Source organism: Arthrobacter sp. NicSoilB8, from assembly GCF_019977355.1.
Taxonomy (GTDB): Bacteria; Actinomycetota; Actinomycetes; order Actinomycetales; family Micrococcaceae; genus Arthrobacter.
Genome location: NZ_AP024655.1, coordinates 3,426,384 through 3,445,124 on the forward strand (window position 1 = coordinate 3,426,384; position 18,741 = coordinate 3,445,124).

16 protein-coding genes are annotated in these 18,741 nt (G+C 67.6%); 4 read left to right on the plus strand and 12 right to left on the minus strand.

The genetic code is table 11. From position 1 onward, the window contains the following. Positions 1-77: 77 nt before the first annotated feature. Positions 78-299 (plus strand): helix-turn-helix domain-containing protein, encoded by a 222-nt coding sequence (locus tag LDO15_RS15435; RefSeq protein WP_090583666.1) that lies wholly within the window; start codon positions 78-80, stop codon positions 297-299. A gap of 22 nt (positions 300-321) precedes the next feature. Here LDO15_RS15435 and LDO15_RS15440 read toward each other — a convergent pair whose 3' ends face one another. Continuing rightward, positions 322-891 carry a hypothetical protein gene (locus LDO15_RS15440; RefSeq protein ID WP_223979939.1) on the minus strand — a complete coding sequence of 190 codons (570 nt, stop codon included), beginning with the start codon at positions 889-891 and terminating at the stop codon, positions 322-324. A gap of 173 nt (positions 892-1,064) precedes the next feature. Between LDO15_RS15440 and LDO15_RS15445 the strand changes: the two genes are divergently transcribed. Both LDO15_RS15445 and LDO15_RS15450 read left to right on the plus strand, forming a co-directional pair. Next, positions 1,065-1,883, plus strand: coding sequence for a LysM domain-containing protein (locus LDO15_RS15445; protein WP_223979940.1), 819 nt, complete (start codon positions 1,065-1,067; stop codon positions 1,881-1,883). Between the two features lie 82 nt (positions 1,884-1,965). Then, complete coding sequence (locus tag LDO15_RS15450) at positions 1,966-2,448, plus strand: Rv3235 family protein (RefSeq protein ID WP_223979941.1); 483 nt, start codon at positions 1,966-1,968, stop codon at positions 2,446-2,448. A 163-nt stretch (positions 2,449-2,611) separates the two neighbouring features. Here the strand turns inward: LDO15_RS15450 and secA are convergent, their stop codons facing one another. From secA to mtrA, 7 genes are all read right to left on the minus strand, one after another. Continuing rightward, the gene (secA, locus tag LDO15_RS15455; RefSeq protein ID WP_223979942.1) at positions 2,612-5,350 is read right to left on the minus strand and encodes a preprotein translocase subunit SecA; all 2,739 of its coding nucleotides are present in this window, start codon (positions 5,348-5,350) and stop codon (positions 2,612-2,614) included. Positions 5,351-5,451: 101 nt separating this feature from the next. Beyond that, entirely contained in the window at positions 5,452-6,672 is a 1,221-nt protein-coding gene (locus LDO15_RS15460; RefSeq protein ID WP_223979943.1) for a crosslink repair DNA glycosylase YcaQ family protein, read from the minus strand. Positions 6,673-6,704: 32 nt separating this feature from the next. After that, positions 6,705-7,430, minus strand: coding sequence for a ribosome-associated translation inhibitor RaiA (gene raiA, locus LDO15_RS15465; RefSeq protein WP_223979944.1), 726 nt, complete (start codon positions 7,428-7,430; stop codon positions 6,705-6,707). A 171-nt stretch (positions 7,431-7,601) separates the two neighbouring features. Then, positions 7,602-8,513 (minus strand): phosphoribosyltransferase family protein, encoded by a 912-nt coding sequence (locus tag LDO15_RS15470; RefSeq protein WP_223979946.1) that lies wholly within the window; start codon positions 8,511-8,513, stop codon positions 7,602-7,604. Positions 8,514-8,771: 258 nt separating this feature from the next. Beyond that, positions 8,772-10,490 (minus strand): LpqB family beta-propeller domain-containing protein, encoded by a 1,719-nt coding sequence (locus LDO15_RS15475; RefSeq protein WP_223979948.1) that lies wholly within the window; start codon positions 10,488-10,490, stop codon positions 8,772-8,774. Continuing rightward, positions 10,487-12,427, minus strand: coding sequence for an MtrAB system histidine kinase MtrB (gene mtrB, locus LDO15_RS15480; protein WP_223987446.1), 1,941 nt, complete (start codon positions 12,425-12,427; stop codon positions 10,487-10,489). The genes LDO15_RS15475 and mtrB overlap by 4 nt, the downstream gene beginning before the upstream one ends. Positions 12,428-12,617: 190 nt before the next feature. Continuing rightward, the gene (gene mtrA / locus LDO15_RS15485; RefSeq protein WP_223979950.1) at positions 12,618-13,292 is read right to left on the minus strand and encodes an MtrAB system response regulator MtrA; all 675 of its coding nucleotides are present in this window, start codon (positions 13,290-13,292) and stop codon (positions 12,618-12,620) included. 179 nt (positions 13,293-13,471) lie between these two features. Between mtrA and LDO15_RS15490 the strand changes: the two genes are divergently transcribed. Next, positions 13,472-14,179 carry a DUF4166 domain-containing protein gene (locus tag LDO15_RS15490; RefSeq protein WP_223979952.1) on the plus strand — a complete coding sequence of 236 codons (708 nt, stop codon included), beginning with the start codon at positions 13,472-13,474 and terminating at the stop codon, positions 14,177-14,179. Positions 14,180-14,271: 92 nt separating this feature from the next. Here the strand turns inward: LDO15_RS15490 and LDO15_RS15495 are convergent, their stop codons facing one another. The 4 genes from LDO15_RS15495 to LDO15_RS15510 form a co-directional block, all read right to left on the minus strand. Further along, the gene (locus LDO15_RS15495; RefSeq protein ID WP_223979953.1) at positions 14,272-15,315 is read right to left on the minus strand and encodes a hypothetical protein; all 1,044 of its coding nucleotides are present in this window, start codon (positions 15,313-15,315) and stop codon (positions 14,272-14,274) included. A 2-nt stretch (positions 15,316-15,317) separates the two neighbouring features. Then, the gene (locus LDO15_RS15500) at positions 15,318-15,734 is read right to left on the minus strand and encodes a chorismate mutase (protein WP_223979954.1); all 417 of its coding nucleotides are present in this window, start codon (positions 15,732-15,734) and stop codon (positions 15,318-15,320) included. A 275-nt stretch (positions 15,735-16,009) separates the two neighbouring features. Further along, positions 16,010-17,725, minus strand: a complete 1,716-nt coding sequence (locus LDO15_RS15505) for an ABC transporter ATP-binding protein (RefSeq protein WP_223979955.1) — start codon at positions 17,723-17,725, stop codon at positions 16,010-16,012. Continuing rightward, positions 17,722-18,741 carry an ABC transporter permease gene (locus LDO15_RS15510; protein WP_223979956.1) on the minus strand — a complete coding sequence of 340 codons (1,020 nt, stop codon included), beginning with the start codon at positions 18,739-18,741 and terminating at the stop codon, positions 17,722-17,724. Before LDO15_RS15510 ends, LDO15_RS15505 begins: the two co-directional genes overlap by 4 nt.

Sequence of the window (18,741 nt, forward strand, 5' to 3'; positions counted from 1 at the left end):
ACGGAAGATCCCACGACAAACAGGGCCAAACTGTGGATAACGGCACCAGTTGGCCCCAACGGTGGCAAAATAGTCACATGCCCCGTTTCCTGACTCTCGCAGACGTTGCCGAGCAGCTCCAGATCAACTCCCCGGCCGCCTACGCACTCGTGCGCAGCGGTGAGCTCAAGGCGATCCAGGTGGGCGGACGCGGCCAGTGGCGGGTCGAGGAGAAGATGCTGGAGCAGTACATCCAGGAGCGCTACGCCGAAGCCAGCCGCATGATCGAAGAAGCCAAGTCGAAATCTGCCGGGAGCTGAGCAAGCTGCCGGCAGAGTACGGTTAGCCGCCCGCGGCACCGGCGGACCTGATGCCCGCCAGAGCGCCAAAGGGAATGGTCAGCACCTGCCGGGTGCTCGCCGGGCGCCGGTCCCCGCCCTCCAGGTTCACGGCCAGGTCCAGGAAATCCCGGCCAACGGTGTCGATGACGCCTTGAAGCCCTGCCTCCAGCGGCCCGTGCGAGGCCAGAATTGTCACGCGCGCCCGGTTCCCGGCGAGACCCCGGAGGGCGCTGGCCAGACCCAGGCGGCGGCGGACCGCTGACGGTTCGGGGACCGCCAGCCGCGAAAGACCCCCGTACCGTACGGCGGCGGCGTAAGGGATGAGTACCTGATGTTGGGGCTCATCGAGGACCAGCGCTTCGCTGCCCGCGTGGCTTAGCGTCCCCTCGAGCGCCGGTCCAGAGGACACCTGGACGCGGATGCTGAGTCCCAGGGAACCGCGGAGCCGGTCCGCGAGCTCCACCTGCGCCGCGTCCACCAAGGCGCGCTCCGCGACCTCAGCCTCAAAGTCCAGCCGCTGGCGCGCCGCCAGCTGTGCCTCCATGTCGTCAAACAAGGCGTCCCACCGCATTGCGCCAGCGTAAGCGCGCCGTCGGCACCGGTCAATCCAGAGACACCTGTCAATCCACAGGCATCGAACTGCATCTAGACAAATATGGCCCTGGCGGACCAAACTGCTGTTAATTGCATCAAACAGCATTAAATGACATCAAACACCACCGTTAGCCATTGGAGGCAGCAGCCATGGACCGAACAGCAGCACCGCGTCCCCGTTCCCGGCAAACTGTTCGGGCAGACGCCGCCATGGCCTTGGTGATCCTGCTGCTGGGGGTCTTCCTGGCAACTACGGGAAACTCCCTGGTTCAGCGGTGGCACGTGGCCTCGGCGCGCCAGCAGTCGCTGTCTTTCGAGGACCAGCTGGGGATCGCGGCAAATACCGCCGGACTGATCATCATCACCTGGTGGGTCCTGTCGCTCGCCATCGCGGTCGCCGCGGGCCTGCTTGACTGTTTCGGCAAGACCCGTGCGGCCGCGGCCACGGGCCGGTTCAGTCCGGCCTTCATGCGCCGGCTGGTGCTCGCCGCCGTCGGCCTCCAGCTCCTGACCGCCCCGCTGGCGACGGCCGCCACCCCGCACGACGCTTCCGGCCCGGGCCAGGCCCCCCAGCTGGCAACGGCGACGCCGGCGGCGGTGTCGGCCGCGTGGATGCCATCCGCCGCCCGGACCCCAGAGCCGGTGCCCGGACCGGTGCCTGCGCCGCAGGGCCCGGCCGGCGCCTCCGCGGTGGATGCGCGCTGGAAGCCACGCAGCCCGATCGTGGATGCAGGCCCCCTGGCGGCCCGGCACATGCGCGCGAACGACTCCCCCGGTGCGCGGGAGGTCACCGTCCGCGCCGGTGATTCGCTCTGGAGCATCGCCGCGGCTGCGCTCGGGCCGTTCGCGTCGGACGCCGACATCGCCAGGGAGTGGCCCCGGCTGTATGCGAGCAACCGCGAGGCGATCGGTGCCAATCCGCATTTCCTGCGGCCGGGACAGGTCCTGGTCCTCCCGCCGGAAAGGTAGCACCCGGTAGCAACCCGCCGAGCAACCAACGCAGCACGAACCGAAAGATCATCGAGCATCAGCCACCAGCAAAGGAACCGTCATGAATCCAGTCACCGGGATCCGCGCAGCCGCGGCGACCCCAGCCCCACCCGTCCCTGCCCTTCGGGTGGTGTCCGGCACGGCAGCGCCGGACGTGCACCCCGCCCCGCCCCCGGAGCCCCTGCACGTGGTTGATGAAGGCCGCGAGATCTGCGCGATTTCCCGCAGCACCGTGCAGGCGGCCATCGAAGTCCTTGCCGGCACGAGGCCTGCGCAGCAGCTCTCCCGCCGCCTGGACCCGCACTGTCTTGCCGCCCTTCAACACCGCGCCGCGTTGACCCGGCGGGTAGCCTCCGGGAGCTCACCCACGGCCGGCCGGCTGCACCGCAACCCGTCCGTCCGGTCTGTCCGGGCCTGCCGGGTATCGGATGACGTCTACGAGGCCAGCGCTGTGGTGGTTGAGGACTCGCGGGTCCGCGCGGTCGCGTTGCGGCTGGAACGCGACACGGCGGCGTGGCGCGTCACAGTGCTGGAGATCGGCTGAGCGTCCCGCCGGGGCGGGAAGGAGGCCCGCCGGGGCGGGACACGGACCGGGAGGCCCCGAGGGGAAGCAGACCCGGCCTGCCAGGGAAAGGAGGGAAGATACGCGGGAGGACCGGAACAATCGTTCCGGTCCTCCCGCGTTTTCCTTAGCCTGGCTCCCGTGCCTAGCGCCGCTTCTTCTTCGCTGTGCGGCGGCCGATGTCCTGCGCAGCGGCCTTTGCCGGGTTCCCCGAACGGCCTGAGCTCTTCGCCTCGATCCGGGTCTGGGCAGCACCGTCCTCGCCGGGGGCGGTGTACTGCAGCTGGGCGGGCTTCTCCGGGGCCTCGAGCCCGGCAGCGTGGATCTGCGGCTCGTGGTGTTCCGTGTGCTCTCCCGCGGCGTCTGCCACCACAACATCCTCCGCCGGCGTCACTTCGACGTCGAGGTTGAACAGGAAGCCGACGCTCTCCTCGCGGATGGCCTCCATCATGGCCTGGAACATGATGAAGCCCTCGCGCTGGTACTCCACCAGGGGGTCGCGCTGGGCCATGGCGCGCAGCCCGATGCCCTCCTTGAGGTAATCCATCTCGTAGAGGTGTTCCTGCCACTTCCGTCCGATCACGGACAGGACCACGCGGCGCTCGAGCTCGCGCATGCTTTCCGAGCCAATCGCCTGCTCCCTGGCCTGGTAGACCAGCCGGGCATCGGAGAGGATCTCTTCCCTCAGGAAATCGACGGTGACGCGGGACTTGCCGCCGGCCTCGTCAATGACGTCGCGCGGCGTGAAGCTCACGGGGTACAGGGTCTTGAGATTGGACCACAGCAGGTTGAAGTCCCAGTCATCGCCGGTGCCCTCGGCCGTGGCCGCGTCGATGAAGGCGTTGATGGTGTCTTCCAGGAAGTACTGGACCTTCTCGTGCAGGTCATCGCCTTCGAGGATACGGCGCCGGTCACCGTAGATTGCCTCGCGCTGGCGGTTCAGGACGTCGTCGTACTTCAGCACGTTCTTGCGCTGCTCGGCGTTGCGGCCCTCCACCTGGCCTTGGGCCGAGGCGATGGCGCGGGAGACGAGCTTGGATTCGAGCGCGACATCGTCAGGTACCGAGCTGTTCATGAGCCGTTCGGCCGCACCGGAGTTGAACAGGCGCATCAGGTCATCGGTGAGCGAGAGGTAGAACCGGGACTCGCCGGGGTCGCCCTGGCGTCCGGAACGGCCGCGCAGCTGGTTGTCGATGCGGCGTGATTCATGCCGCTCGGTGCCCAGCACGTAGAGTCCGCCCAGGTTGAGGACTTCCTCATGTTCGTCTTTGACGGCCTGCTTGGCAGACTCGAACGCCTCGGGCCACGCGGCCTCGTATTCCTCGGAGTTTTCCTCCGGGTCCAGGCCCCGGCGGGCCAGTTCGGCGACGGCGGTGAACTCGGCGTTGCCGCCGAGCATGATGTCGGTGCCGCGGCCGGCCATGTTGGTCGCGACGGTGACGGCGCCCTTGCGGCCGGCCTGGGCCACAATGGAGGCTTCCCGGGCGTGGTTCTTGGCGTTCAGGACCTCGTGGCGGACGCCTTCCTTGGCCAGCAGCCGGGAGAGGTATTCGCTCTTCTCGACGCTGGTGGTGCCGACGAGGACCGGCTGGCCCTTCTCGTGGCGTTCGGCGATGTCCTTGACGACGGCGTCGAACTTGACGGTCTCGTTCTTGTAGACGAGGTCCGGCTGGTCGATCCGCTGCATGTCGCGGTTGGTGGGGATTGCCACGACGCCGAGCTTGTAGGTGCTCATGAACTCGGCGGCCTCGGTCTCGGCCGTGCCGGTCATGCCTGCGAGCTTGTCATACATGCGGAAGTAGTTCTGCAGCGTGACAGTGGCGAGCGTCTGGTTTTCAGCCTTGATCTCGACGCCTTCTTTGGCTTCGATGGCCTGGTGCATGCCCTCGTTGTAGCGGCGGCCGGCCAGGATGCGGCCGGTGTGCTCATCGACGATCAGCACCTCGCCGTCGAGGATGACGTAGTCCTTGTCCCGCTTGAACAGTTCCTTGGCTTTGATGGCGTTGTTCAGGAAGCCGATCAGCGGGGTGTTGGCGGACTCGTAAAGGTTGTGGATGCCGAGGTAGTCCTCTACCTTTTCAATGCCGGCTTCAAGGACACCGACAGTGCGCTTCTTCTCATCGACCTCGTAGTCGGTCTCGGGCTGCAGGCGCGTGACCACCTTGGCGAACTCGCTGTACCAGCGGTTGGTGTCCCCCTGGGCCGGGCCGGAGATGATGAGCGGCGTGCGGGCCTCGTCGATGAGGATGGAGTCCACTTCGTCGACGACGGCGAAGTGATGGCCGCGCTGGACGAGCTCGGACTTGTCCCACGCCATGTTGTCGCGCAGGTAGTCGAAGCCGAATTCATTGTTGGTGCCGTAGGTGATGTCCGCGGCATACTGCTCGCGGCGCAGGGCCGGGTCCTGGTTGGACAGGATGCAGCCGCTGCTCAGGCCGAGGAAGCGGTAGACGCGGCCCATGAGATCAGACTGGTATTCGGCGAGGTAATCGTTCACGGTGACGACGTGGACGCCCTTGCCGGTGAGGGCATTGAGGTAGGCCGGAGCAGTGGCCACCAGGGTCTTGCCTTCACCGGTCTTCATCTCGGCGATGTTGCCCAGGTGCAGGGCCGCGCCACCCATGAGCTGGACGTCGAAGTGGCGCAGGCCGAGGGTGCGGGACGAGGCCTCGCGGACGGCCGCGAAGGCCTCGGGCAGCAGATCGTCGAGTTTTTCGCCGTCCTGGTGGCGTGCGCGCAGACGGTCAGTTTCTTCACGGAGCTCAGCGTCCGTGAAGGTTTGGAAGGAGCTCTCCAGGGCATTGATGGAATCGGCATAGTTCCGCAGTTGCCGCAGGGTCCTTTTGTCCCCTGTGCGGAGAAGTTTTTCGATAAGTGATGCCACGTGAAGTTGCTCCCAGTCTCAAGCCGCCGAATTCTGGCGTGATTTAGTCTACGGGAGAGACGCAGGGCCGGGGGCGCCTGTTCCCTCATAGCGGATACTGCTCATTGCCGGGCAGCCACGGCTTCGGCGAGCGCCGGGGCTAGATCCCCCGTCGGCGCGACGACCACCCCGTCCAGTCCCAGCCACTCTGCCATGAGCTGCAGTTCCGCGGCGAGTTCGACGGCGGTGTCCGCCGGCGCGCCGGATTCGGCATGGGCGGTCCTTACCAACAGCCGGCTCCCGGCCCGGTCCGCTTTGAGGTCCACCCGTGCGACGATCGCGTCTCGCAGGAGGAACGGCAGGACGTAGTAGCCGTAGCGGCGCTTCGCCTCGGGGGTGTAAATCTCGATCCGGTAGTGGAACCCGAATAATTCCTCAAGCCGGCGGCGTTCGAACACCAGGGAGTCGAAGGGGCTCAGGAGCGCACGGCCGGTGGCGGAGCGCGGAAGTTTCGCCTCCGCGTGACGGTACAGGGGCCGGTCCCAGCCGGCCACCGTGACCGGCTGCAGCCGGCCGGTGTCCACGAGGTTCCGGACGGCGATGGCTGCGGCTTTTTGCGGCGTTCGGAAATAGTCAGCGAAGCACCGGACGGTCCCGATGCCGTGGGCCCGGGCCGCGGCGTCGATCAGCCGGTCCATTGCGGCGGCCGCGTCCGGTTCGGTGGCCTCCGTCGCAGCTACCGGTCCGGGCAGCACCCGGGCCGTAAGGGTGTAGCGCCGTTCGAAGGATTCGGTCCTCGAGGATGCGGAAATGAGGCCGTCCTCAAACAGATGCTCCAGGACCCTTTTGACGGCATTCCAGTTCCAGCCCCAGTTGTCCCGCTGCCGGTCCTCCACGTGGCCCAGCCGCGCCGTCAGTTCGGCGGCGGTCATCGGTTTCCCGGCGGCAAGGGTTTCCAGCACCCTGGTCGCCACACCGTTGCGCAGTTCGGGGTCCATGGCGTGCGCGCCCACCCATGAGCGGTTCTGCCACTGCACGAGGTCGTGGAAGTGGTCCGGGCGGATGAAACAGGCCTCGTGTGCCCAGTACTCCATCATCCGGCGCGGGTGGGTCCCCGCCATCCGCTTGAGGATGGCGCGGTCGTAGTTGCCCAGCCGGGAGAAGAACGGCAGGAAGTGGCTGCGGGAAACCACGTTGACCGAATCGATCTGCACCAGGTGCAACCGGGCAAAGGTACGGCCCACCGCCCGTGCGCTCACGGGTCCGGCGGGCCGTACCTTGTCCAATCCCTGGGCTGCCAATGCGATCCGCCGTGCCTGTGCCAGGCTCAGCGATGCTTGCACGTCAGTCCCTTCGTTGGATGGTCTGCACCAGCTTATGCGCTGGCAGGCTCATCCTCGGAACGATAGGCCAGGATCTTGTCTTCCAGACTTGAATGTCCGGGCTCGCACGTCTGGTCCAGGGAGATGACCCCGTAGGTCCAGCCGTCGCGGCGGTACACGACCGACGGCGCCTTGGTCTCCTTGTCTACGAAAAGGTAGAAGTCGTGACCCACGAGTTCCATGTTGTCAACGGCGTCATCGAGCGTCAGCTGGGCCGCGGGGAACACCTTCCGGCGGATCAGCACGGGCGAGTCGCCGGCCGGAATATCGTTCTCGACCTCGTAGGGCGACTTCTCTGCCGCCGCCGCCGGGGCAGCCTGCTGGTTTGCCGCCTCGACGTAGAGGGGCTCGTTGGGGCTTGCCGGTTCCAAGGTTGCCGTCGCCTCGGTGACGGACTTGGGCGTGTGCCGGCCGTGATGGACCTTTCTGCGGTCCCTTGCCCTGCGCAGGCGTTCAAGAAGCTTGTTGTAAGCGAGATCGAACGCAGCGAACTTGTCTGCGGCACTCGCTTCTGCGCGGATTACTGGGCCGCGTCCCAGGACTGTCAACTCAACCGTGAGCGATTCGGCGGTCTGGCGGGCCTTGGTCTCCTTGGTGACCTTCGCGTCTACCCTCTGGACCTTGTCTCCCAACGACGCGATCTTTGAGATCTTATCGTCGGCATATTCGCGGAACCGGTCCGAGACCGTCAAGTTGCGTCCGCTGATCATGAACTCCATGGTGCCCTCCAAATGACTTCGGTGACACGACGGCGGTACTTTCCGGGGGCCGATCTGAATGACAGTCGAGCCCCTTTCCGAGCCGCTATCGACAGGTACATCTGTTCTTGGTACCCATCTTCGACGTTAGTTCATAGCAACCTGTTATTCATCCTTTTACGGTTTATTTTTTTACGTTCCGCCGTCCGGCCGCGCCACCGCGGGGCTGGGGGCGCCGACGTCGGAAGTCGCCGGCGGGCGTGTCGCGGCCACCACGACGGCGCCGCCGACGAGGGCTCCTGCTGCCCGCAGCGCACGGGCCGCCTCGGCCACCGTGGCACCGGTGGTCAGCACGTCATCGACGATGATGCAGGCGCGTCCTTCTACACTCGGAGACCAAGGCCCGGCCCTGGCGCGCATGGATCCCCGCACCCGCCGGGACCGGGCACCCAGGCCCAGTCCCTTCTGTCCGCCGGGCAGGTAGCGGGCCCCGCCCAGGGGCATCCGGTTCCGCACGGCCGGCACGGTTTTCCGCAACGCGTCCGCGACCGTAAACCCCGGGATTTCATCGCCGAGAACCAGCCGGCGCAGCAGGACATGGACCGGGCTGAAGCCCCGCTTGCGGAACGCAGCGGCGCTCGTGGGCACGGGGACGAGGGTGAGGCCCCGTGCCTGCCCGGCAGCGGCGAGGAGGGCACGCGCCAGGGCCCGCGCCAGCTCGACGCCCAGCCGTGCCTGGCCGTGGCTCTTGAAGGACAGCAGGCACTGCGCCAGTTCCGCCCGGTAGGCCCCTGCCGCCACCACGGGAAGCAGGACGGAGCCGTCCATGTCCATCAGGGCGGGCGCCTGGGCCTCCGCCCGGAACGGCTTCAAGGTCAGCAGGCGGAGCTGCCGCGAGCACGCTCCGCAGAGCGCGGCGTCCTCGGCACCGCAGCAGACGCAGTCCACGGGCAGGGCAAGGGCGAGCACCTCGGCCGCGGCCGCCGCCGTCCGGTCGGACAGCCGTGCCAGCGGCCGAGCGTAGATGCCGCGGTGCCGCGCTGCCGTCGGTGCGGCCGGGGCAAGGTCCGGATCGGTGGCCGAACGCGGGTCGGTGTTACTCATCCCCCGATCCTGGACCGGGAAGTCCGTCGGCGGAAACGCCGCTGGAGCGTATGTGGACAACTGAGCCTCCAGCGAACCCCCGTCTGCGTGACGGCGCGTGCAACGTCGCGGTCACGGGCCCGCCCGCGCCCTCAGGCCACCGGGTCCCAGGGTTAGGCCCAGGGTTACCGCCCCGAGCCCCGGCCCTCCGAGGGCCCGCCCAGGGGGTTAGCCGCCGGCGCCGGGCTCGCGGCGGTCGGCAGGCGCCCTGTCCCCGCGTCAGCCCGGGAACGACGGGTCGATGGGTCCCTTGAGCTGCGGTGACCAGCCGTTGCCGAGCCGCTGGAAGATTCCTTCGGCGGACTGGCCGTAAATCTCCGATGTTCCGTTGCCAGCGCTGAGCGCCGTCAGCCCGGGCCACGGAGCCAGCTGCTGCGGCTGTGCCGAGGTCAGGGACAACAGCTCGGGAGTGACGGCGTCGCTGGCGGAGGCCTTCATGACCGCGACGGTGGTGTCATCCACCCAAACCCCCTGGTCCGGATCCCGGGGAGTCAGGAGCGTCAGGGGCACGGTCAGATCCCTCGGGGTGCCGTCCGCGTTCCGGATGATCCCGGTGATCTGGACCTTGCTCTTGCCGTTCTGCTCGGAAATGACCAGGGCACGCGTGCCGTCCCGGGATATCCGGAATTCCTTGACGGTCCGGCCCGCCAGCCAGCCCGGCGACAGGGTCACGGTGGGCACACTGGCGTTCTCCGGCATGCCGACCGGCCGGTAGGCCACCACCTCAGTGGCTCCGGCAGGGCCCGGTCCCGCGGTCCAGACCCAGTCGTAGCGGCCGAATGAGGGCCGGGAAAGGGTAGCCCGGGTAGTCAGCGCCCTGGCGGGCTGGCCCGGAACGATCGAGTACAACGTGGTGCGGGCGGCATTGAGGAACGCCACGGCCTGTGATTCGGTCGATTCCGCCGGTGCCCGCGGTGACAGGGCTGCGACGGACCGGATGTCCGGCAACGGTGAGAGCCGGTTGTTCTCGTAGCGGACCAGGTCGTTGTTGCTGACGGCGATTTGGTAGGCCGGGACGTTTTCGTCCCGGATCGGAGGCAGCACCGAGCCGTTGTCCTCGACGCGGACCAGGTCCTGGTTGGCTCGGAGCTCGACGTTGATGACATCCGGCTGGCTGCGGAAGGTCAGGGCGAGCTGCGTCTGCATCCGCAGCCGGTCCTCGTTGGAGGCCTCCACGAGGTCCTTGGCGGTCAGATCCACCTGGGCGGCGCCTGAGACCACCGGCACGGACTCCCGCGCCAGCTTGATCCCCGACGGGAAGGCGCTGACGACGGCACCCTTGAGGTACGGGGCGGGGCCGCCGAGCAGGGCGCTCGTCATGGCCTTGACGGTCTTCTTGCGGATGAACCAGCGGACATCGGGCACGGCGTAAGTGAACGTGGGGTCGTAGAAGTAGATCGGGTAGGCGCCGTAGATGACCTTGAAGGTCTCTTCCGGGATGGCCGTGCCGTCCGGGAGTTCGGAGATCCGCCACTCGCCGTCCACTTGGGTCACGGTGACGGGGATGTTCTCGGTGGTGCCCTCGGGAAGCTGCGTCGCCACGCCGTCGGCGTCCACCGAATAGGCGACGTCGAGCTGGTAGTTGAAGACGTTTTCGACGCCGGTGGCCACCACTGTGGCCTTGCGGAAGACGAGCGCCCGCTGGTCCGGCTTCCACGTCACCGATGACGCCTGGGTCAGGTACTGCCGGGCGACGGCGTAGTCGTCCTCGTACCCGCTTCCGGCCAGGTAGAAGTCTTCGATCACTGCCTCGGGCCCCGCACCGGGACGCGGCGCGGCCGGGAAGAAGACCGGGGCATTGGGGTTTCCCGCGCTCTCATCAGTGCTCTTGCCGACGGGCCCCGAGCGTGGAATCTGGGCGCAGGAGGTCAACAGAAGCAGCACCACAGCAAGCAGCGCGGCCCCGGCCCGGGTGAACTTTCTGGAACTACGGCTCATGCCCTGCCTTCCGTCCCGGTGTCCCGGGGGCCGGCCGGACCGTTGTCCGGGATCATCCTGCCGACGGTAACCGAACCGTCAGTGACGTCATCAGTGAATCCGTCAGGAGTCGTCCCGCCGTCCACGGCGCCCGATGCGCCCGCCGCGTCCACGGGCGGTGCTTCGACGCGCAGTGCCGCAACGGAAGGTGCCGCAACGGAAGGTGTCTCAACGGGAGGTGCCGCAACGGCCGGGGTACTTGCAGCCGGCGGCGGGTCCAGCAGGAGCACCGTCTGTTGGTTGCCTGTCCCCGGGAGCCCCACGTTGACCGGTTCGAGCTGGAGCGGAGACCTGGTGATCGGTTCATCGCGGCGCAACGGAAGGGTGAGCCGGAAGTTTGAGCCGTTACCCTTGCTCCCCCACGCCTGCAGCCAGCCGTTGTGCAGCTTGGTGTCCTCGGCGGCGATGGACAGGCCCAGCCCGCTGCCGCCGGTGGTGCGGGCGCGGGCGGGATCGGCCCGCCAGAAGCGGTCGAAGACGCGGGCAGCCTCGGCCGGCGTCATGCCGATGCCGTGGTCTCGCACGGCCACAGCCACGGCGGTGTCGTTGGCGGCCACGGAGATGTTCACCGGCCGGCCCTCGCCGTGTTCGAGCGCATTCAGGATCAGGTTGCGCAGGATGCGGTCGATCCTGCGGTCGTCCATGTCGACGATGATGCTGCCGGCCGGAGCGTTAAGGGTGACGGCCGATCCGTATTCGGCGGCAACGGGTGCCACGCCCTCGATCACGTGCGAGACGAGCTGCACAATGTCCGTGGGTTCCGCGTCGAGGGTGGCCGCGCCGGCGTCAAAGCGCGAGATTTCCAGCAGATCCGCCAGGAGCGACTGGAACCGTTCCACCTGGTTGTACAGCAACTCCGCGGAGCGCTTGTTGATGGGGTCGAAATCCTCGCGGGCGTCATAGAGGACCTCCGCAGCCATGCGCACCGTGGTGAGCGGCGTGCGGAGCTCGTGGGACACGTCGGAGACGAACCGCTGCTGCATCTGCGAGAGTGTGGCCAGCTGCGTGATTTGTTCCTGCAGGCTTGCCGCCATGTGGTTAAACGAGGCGCCGAGGCGGGCGACCTCGTCCTCGCCCTTGACCACCATGCGCTCCTGCAGCTGGCCGGCGGCGAGCTTTTCGGAGACGACGGCGGCGTGGCTGACCGGGCTGACGACGTTCCGCGTGACATACCAGGCGACGCCGCCGATCATGAGCACCAGCAGGGCGCCGCCGGCCAGGAGGACGTTCTGGATCTCGTCCAGCGTCTTCTGCGCCGTGTTGAGGTCATAGATGAGGTAGAGCTCGTAGACGGTGCCGTTGAAGGTCACTTTGTTGCCCACCGCGATGCCGGGGCGGTCCTCGGTTCCCACCGGAAACTGCGTGGACGCCCAGTACTGGTCCTTGCCCGAGTCCTGCACGGCCTTGCGCAGGTCCGGGGGGATGACGCCGATAGTGAGCTGGTCCGAGGCCCGGGATTCCACCCACCGGTTGCGCGGCTTGGTCTGCTCGGGCATCGCTTCGAAAACGTAGCGCCGCTGGATGACGGACCCGCGGCCCTCGACGGCGTTCAGGGTGTCATAAACCAGGGTGATGACGCTGGATTGGTCCGTGACCTGGGCGCCGTCGAACGTGTCCTGGACCTGCTTGACGTTGTAGCGGGTCTCCGATTCGGCCTGGGCGAGCCGTTCCTGGAACAGATTGTTGGCGATCTGGTTGGACAGGTACGCGCCCACCACTGCGAACGAACCGATGGCCAGCAGGAGCGTGGTCAGGACGGTCCGGAACTGCAGCGAACGCCGCCACTTCCGCTGCACGGCGCGGAGCAAGTAGCGAATGCCCGGCAAGAACCGCCGCGCCCCCGTGCGGACCAGCCGTGCGACCCGGACGCCAACGATCCTGGCGCGTTTGACCCACAGCCGGGTCCGGAAAAAGAGTCGGCGCCAAGGACCGGGCCCGCGGCCGGCCGGCCGCGGCTCGGGCCGGTCCGGTGCGGGCTGCTCGCGCTGCTCGGGCTGCTCAGCCGGTGGCGTGCCCGGTGCTGTGTCTAGCACCGTATCCAGCACCGTGTCCGGCGCCGTGTCCTGCGGGACGCTGCGGTCCGCAGGCTCAGGACCCTGCTTTATAGCCGACACCACGGACCGTCAATACAACTTCGGGGGCTTCCGGGTCTCGTTCGATCTTGGACCTCAGCCGCTGGACATGGACGTTGACCAGCCGGGTGTCGGCCGCGTGCCGGTAGCCCCAGACCTGCTCCAGGAGCAGTTCACGCGTGAACACCTGCCACGGCTTGCGGGCCAGGGCCACGAGGAGGTCGAATTCCAGCGGCGTCAACGAGATCCGGTCGTTGCCGCGGCTGACCAGGTGGCCTGCGACGTCGATCGTGACGTCGGCAATGCGCAGGGTTTCCGGGGCCTTCTGGTCGCCCGGGCGCAGCCGTGCGCGGACCCGGGCCACGAGCTCGGCGGGCTTGAATGGCTTGGGCACATAGTCATCGGCTCCGGACTCCAGGCCGCGGACGACGTCCGAGGTGTCCGCCTTGGCGGTCAGCATGACGATGGGAACGTCGGACTCGGCACGGACCTGGCGGCAGACTTCGATGCCGTCCATTCCAGGAAGCATGAGGTCGAGCAGGACGAGGTCCGGCTTTGAGGAGCGGAACACGTCCAGCGCCTGTCCGCCGTCGGCGCAGAAGACGGCTTCGAAGCCGTCGTTGCGCAGCACAATACCGATCATCTCGGCGAGCGCCTCGTCATCATCCACTACCAGAATGCGTGCCTTCATAGTTATATATTCCCCCATTGAATTGGCTTTGTCGTATCGGGCGGCCCACCGGCATGGCGCAGGCGGGCCCGGCACAGCCGCCGGGACCCGGCCGGCGGACGGGTCGCTGTGACAATTGCCGCGTTGTCCTGCATGCTGTGGACAGGCCCAGTGAACCGGCCCGGACCGCAGGAGGAACCGTGAACACCCCCATCTATCAGAGCGCTCTGGGCAGTGACTTCGCCCGGCTCCAGCCCGAACTCCAAGAATACTTCGCCCTGGCACCGGGGTCCGGCCACTACGGCGTCGGCGAGGGAGTGTTCGACGTCGTCGGCTGCCGGCAGGCCTGGCTGCGCCCCCTTCTGCGGCTCACCACCGGCGAGCAGGCCTTCTTTCCCGAGTACGGCGAGGGCATTCCCTTCCGGATCGAGAACCACGCCCATCTGGACCCGTTCGGCCGGTCAAGCCTGACGGCCCGCCGGGAGATCTTCTTCCCGGAAAACACCCGGCTTTTCCAGGACACCACCAGCTTTGATGACTCCGGGCGCAGTCCCGGGCTCGTGGACTATGTCGGCCGGTTCCGTCGGCTCGTCACCGACCTCAACCTCAGCGTCACGGCGGAGGGCCGGCTCCGCGGCGTGTCCGAGGCGTCCCGGCTGTTTCTGGGGCCGCTCCGGATTCCGCTTCCGGCGGCCTTGGACGCCAAGGCCTATGCGGAGCAGTGGTGGGAACCGCAGGAGGGCGGCCGGCACCGGATCCAGGTCAAGGTGATCCAGCCCCAGATCGGCCTGGTGCTGGTGTACGCCGGCCACTTCGACTACCGGCTCGAGCCATACCCCGGCGGCACAGCGTCGCCGGGGTATCTGCCCGGCTATGCCCGCCCGGACGGCTGGGAACGCAGGGTCTGACCCGGGCCCCGCTGGTACCCGGGTACCGGAGGCCCGGGCATCCCCGGCCACTGTTCTACCGGGTGTTCTACCGAATGTTATACGCGGGTGTCCTATCCGAGGGCCAGCTGATTGAGCCCGTCGGCCACCTGGGTCAGGCGGGTCAGGACCGCGGTCGCCGCGGCGGGCGAGTGCCGTGCCAGACCCTCCGACGGCGTGATCCGCAGCGCCCCCAGCGTGGACGCCGGAAGACCCAGCTGCCGCCACGGCCGCCATACGTTTTCCACGACGCTGCCAACCCGGGGCAGTGTCGCCGCGGGATCCGCCACGTCCAGCGCGCCGGCCCAGAGCCGCTTGCCGGCCTCCACCGCGCCCGCGAGCTGTTCCCACTGGCGCGACGTCAGTGCCCGGAGCGGCACGGCGATTCCGTCCGCGCCGGACGCAAGGATGCGCTCGAATGGTGCCTCGACTTCGGAGACGGCCACCACGGTTTCGACGGCGCCCGCCGCACGGAGCGCGTCGATGACCAGCCGCCAGGACTCGGTGACTTCCTGGCCCGGCACTGAGCGCAGGGTCCGGTACCCGCTGGCGGTGGGAATGGTGCCGGCCAGCACGGAGGCAATTTCCGGTTCGTCGATCTGGACCACAATCCGGGCACCGGGGGCCGCCTCGGCGACCCGTTTGAGGTAGCCTTCCACGCCCGCTGCTAGCGACGCCGCGATCTCCCGGCGGGCGCCGTAGTCAATCAAGGCCCGCTCTCCGTTGTGCAGATGCAGGCCGGCGGCCAGGCTGAGCGGACCGCGCAGCTGGATCTTGAGATCGTCCGCGGGCGCCTCCTCGTCCCCGATCACGTCCGCCAGGATGTTGATGTCGGTGGACAACGCCGTTTTCGCCCGCTGCAGGTCCTTGCCTGGACGGTCCACGAGCCTCCAGCCATGCGGCTGGACGTCGACGGCGAGTTCCACGAGCAGGGACGCGGTACGGCCCAGGGCATCGGAGCCGACGCCGCGGTCGGGAAGTTCGGCAAGGAACGGCAGGTGCGGGCTGCCGAGTTCACCGCGGATGATCCGGGCGGCCTCGGCCGGGTCCACGCCGGGCCACGGGCCCAAGCCCGTGGCGGTGACTTGGCCGGGAGCGGGCACGGCTGATCCGGTCATGGCTAGGCGTCTGCGGCGCGGGCGGCGTCCGCGGAGCCGGAGGCCTGGGCGGCCTGGTGGTCCTCGGCGATGGCCTCATGGTGGCGGATGACCTCACCGATGATGAAGTTCAGGAATTTCTCCGCGAACGCCGGGTCCAGGTGGGCCTCGGCAGCGAGGTGACGCAGCCGGGCGATCTGCGCCGTTTCACGGCCGGGGTCCCCCGCGGGGAGCTTGTGCGCCGCCTTGAGGAAGCCGACCTTCTGGGTTGCCTTGAAGCGCTCGGCGAGGAGGAAGACGAGAGTGGCATCGATGTTGTCGATGCTGGAGCGGATCGACAACAGCTCCGCCATCACCGCGGGATCCACGGATCCGGCCAGTGAGCTTGCCGCCGGGTCGTAGGAATCGGTATCAGGAAGATTGAGGTTCTGCTCGGTCATTGACCCAGTCTATGGGCACGGCGCCTAATGCCTTCTGCTGTTAAGCACCGTTGCAGGCGCCACGCCGCAGGCAGGCGAACACAAGGGCAGGCACGAAGGCGGGCACAGAGCCGCGCCCAAAGCCGGCACACCTAAATGGACATGCCCGCCGTTCATGGCGAACGGCGGGCATGTCCACTGGCTATGTCCGTGGCAGGCGTCCCTGGCACGCGTCCGGACCCGCGGGGCCGGACGCGTGCGTCCGGACCCGCGGGGGCCGGCAGCGTTCCGGGCAGTTAGCCGTGGAGCACGGCCCGGAACGCCTCCCGGCGCCTGGCCTGTTCGTCGGGGTCGGGAACGGGCAGCGAGGCAATGAGCTTCTTCGTGTAGGCGTGCTGCGGGTTGCCCATCACCTGGTTGCCGAGCCCCTGTTCCACCATCTTGCCCTTGTAGAGCACGCCGACCCAGTGGGAGAGCATGTCCACGACGGCGAGGTCATGGCTGATGAACAGGCACGCGAAGCCGAACTGCTGCTGGATCTCCTTGAACAGTTCGAGTACCACGGCCTGCACGGAGACGTCCAGGGCCGACGTCGGCTCATCGGCGATGAGCAGTTTCGGGTTCAGGATGAGCGCCCGTGCCAGGGAGGCGCGCTGGCGCTGCCCGCCGGAGAGTTCATGCGGGAACCGGTCAGCGTACGACGCCGGTAGCTGCACGGATTCGAGCAGCTCACCCACCCGCTTGCGCGCCTCGGCCGGGCTCGGGTTGGAGTGGATGATCAGCGGTTCCGCCACGCAGTCGCCGATGGTCAGCTGCGGGTTGAAGGAGGCCGCCGGGTCCTGGAACACGAAGCCGATCTCCTTGCGGAGCGGTTTGAACGTGCGCTCCTTGAAGTTCAGCATTTCGTAGCCCAGCACCTTGAGGCTGCCGCCCGTGGTCCGGTTGAGGCCGGCGATCGCCCGGCCGATGGTGGTCTTGCCGGACCCCGACTCCCCCACGAGACCGAAGACTTCGCCTTCGGACACCGTGAAGCTGACGTCGTCGACGGCCTTGAAGGACGGACTGCCCAGCCGCCCCGGGTACTCGATGGTCAGGTTCTTTGCCTCGACCAGCACCTTGCCGCCCTGGTGGGCGCGTTCCGTCATCCCTTCGGACGCGGAATTGCGGCCCAGGTGAGGGACGGCGGCGAGGAGCTTCTTGGTGTAGTCCTCCTTAGGCTGGGCGAACAGCACCCGTGCAGGAGCTTCCTCCACGACGTCGCCCTGGTACATGACCACCACGCGGTCGGCGAGATCGGCGACAACGCCCATGTTGTGCGTGATCAGCACGATGGACGTCCCGTATTTGTCGCGCAGGTCCCGCAGCAGTTCCAGGATTTCCGCCTGGACGGTGACGTCCAGGGCGGTGGTCGGCTCGTCGGCCACGATGAGCCCGGGGTTGAGCGCCAGCGCGGCGGCAATGACGACGCGCTGTTTCTGGCCGCCCGAGAACTGGTGCGGGTAGTAGTTGACCCGCGTTTCCGGGTCCGGGATCCCGACCTTGCGAAGGGCATCGATGGCGCGGGCCTTCGCCTCCTTGGCGGAGATCTTGTTGCCGCTGCCGGTATCGGCATGCGCCCGGATGCCTTCGGCAATCTGCCAGCCCACGGTGTAGACCGGGTTGAGAGCCGTGGACGGTTCCTGGAACACCATGGCGACGTCGCGGCCGCGGATCTGCCGCAGCTTGGCCGCACTGACGCTGATGACGTTGTTGCCGTTGATCAGGACGGCACCCTGGCTGGTCGCCGTTTCCGGCAGCAGGCCCAGGATGGTCTTGGCCGTCACGGTCTTGCCGGATCCCGATTCGCCGACGATGGCGACAACCTCGCCGGGGTTGACCTCGAGGCTGACGTCCTTGACGGCGAAGACGTCGCCGCCGTCGGTCGCAAAGGTGACCTTGAGGTTCTCGATGTCCAGAACGGGGCCGGAGCCGGTGGCCTGGCGGTCTGAAACGGAGCCAATGTTGGTGGTCATGAACTGCTCGATTCTGCTTCAGGGGCGGCCTGTACTGCGGCGGTCGGGGCGGGGCCGGCCGGGGCCTTCTTGCTCCCGGCCTTCTTGCGGCCCCGGAGCCGTGGATCGTTGAGATCGTTCATGCTCTCACCGACCAGGGTCAGTCCCAGCACGGTCAGGACGATCGCCGTACCGGGGTAGACGCCCGTCCACCAGATACCCGAGGACGCGTCAGCCAAGGCCTTGTTGAGGTCGAAACCCCACTCGGCGGCGGAGGACGGTTCGATGCCGAAGCCCAGGAAGCCAAGTCCGGCCAGGGTCAGGATCGCCTCGGACGCATTCAGTGTGAAGATCAGCGGAAGCGTGCGGGTTGCGTTCTTGAAGATATGGCGGCCCATGATGCGGATGCTCGAGGCACCCACCACCTTGGCTGCCTCGACGTACGGCTCCGCCTTCAGCCGGATGGTCTCGGCCCGGATCACGCGGAAGTACTGCGGGACGAACACCACGGAGATCGAGATGGAACAGGCGATGATGCCGCCCCAGAAGCTGGACTGGCCGTGGTTGATGACGATTGACATCACGATGGCCAGCAGGAGCGAGGGGAAAGCGTAGATCGCGTCGGCGATCACCACGAGCGTCCGGTCCAGCCAGCCGCCGAAGTAGCCGCTGAGCAGGCCCAGTGCGACGCCGAGGAAGATCGACATCGCCACGGCGACGACGATCACGACAAAGGCCGTCTGGGCGCCCCAGAGCACGCGGGAATAGACGTCGTAGCCGCCCACCGTGGTACCCCAGATGTGGGCCGGGCTGGGGGGCGCTTGTGCCGGGAAGGTACCCGAGGCATCGCTGAGCTGGGCAAAGCCGTAGGGTGCGATCACCGGCGCCAGCGCCGCCGTCAGCAGGAAAACGACGGTCAGCACCAGGCCGGTGACGAGCATGCCGCGCTGCAGCCCGACGCTCTTGCGGAAGTGCGAGATCACCGGCAGGCGGTACATGAGGGGCTGCTTGCGCCCGCTTACTGTGGTTGCATTCAT

Excerpts from the sequence above, each read along its gene's own strand:
- LDO15_RS15475 (WP_223979948.1), bottom strand. The coding sequence starts at position 10,490 with ATGAGCCGTAGTTCCAGAAAGTTCACCCGGGCCGGGGCCGCGCTGCTT.
- LDO15_RS15435 (WP_090583666.1), top strand. The coding sequence starts at position 78 with ATGCCCCGTTTCCTGACTCTCGCAGACGTTGCCGAGCAGCTCCAGATC.
- mtrA (WP_223979950.1), bottom strand. The coding sequence starts at position 13,292 with ATGAAGGCACGCATTCTGGTAGTGGATGATGACGAGGCGCTCGCCGAG.
- LDO15_RS15500 (WP_223979954.1), bottom strand. The coding sequence starts at position 15,734 with ATGACCGAGCAGAACCTCAATCTTCCTGATACCGATTCCTACGACCCG.
- LDO15_RS15470 (WP_223979946.1), bottom strand. The coding sequence starts at position 8,513 with ATGAGTAACACCGACCCGCGTTCGGCCACCGATCCGGACCTTGCCCCG.
- LDO15_RS15510 (WP_223979956.1), bottom strand. The coding sequence starts at position 18,741 with ATGAATGCAACCACAGTAAGCGGGCGCAAGCAGCCCCTCATGTACCGC.
- LDO15_RS15445 (WP_223979940.1), top strand. The coding sequence starts at position 1,065 with ATGGACCGAACAGCAGCACCGCGTCCCCGTTCCCGGCAAACTGTTCGG.
- raiA (WP_223979944.1), bottom strand. The coding sequence starts at position 7,430 with ATGGAGTTCATGATCAGCGGACGCAACTTGACGGTCTCGGACCGGTTC.
- LDO15_RS15450 (WP_223979941.1), top strand. The coding sequence starts at position 1,966 with ATGAATCCAGTCACCGGGATCCGCGCAGCCGCGGCGACCCCAGCCCCA.
- LDO15_RS15440 (WP_223979939.1), bottom strand. The coding sequence starts at position 891 with ATGCGGTGGGACGCCTTGTTTGACGACATGGAGGCACAGCTGGCGGCG.
- LDO15_RS15505 (WP_223979955.1), bottom strand. The coding sequence starts at position 17,725 with ATGACCACCAACATTGGCTCCGTTTCAGACCGCCAGGCCACCGGCTCC.
- LDO15_RS15495 (WP_223979953.1), bottom strand. The coding sequence starts at position 15,315 with ATGACCGGATCAGCCGTGCCCGCTCCCGGCCAAGTCACCGCCACGGGC.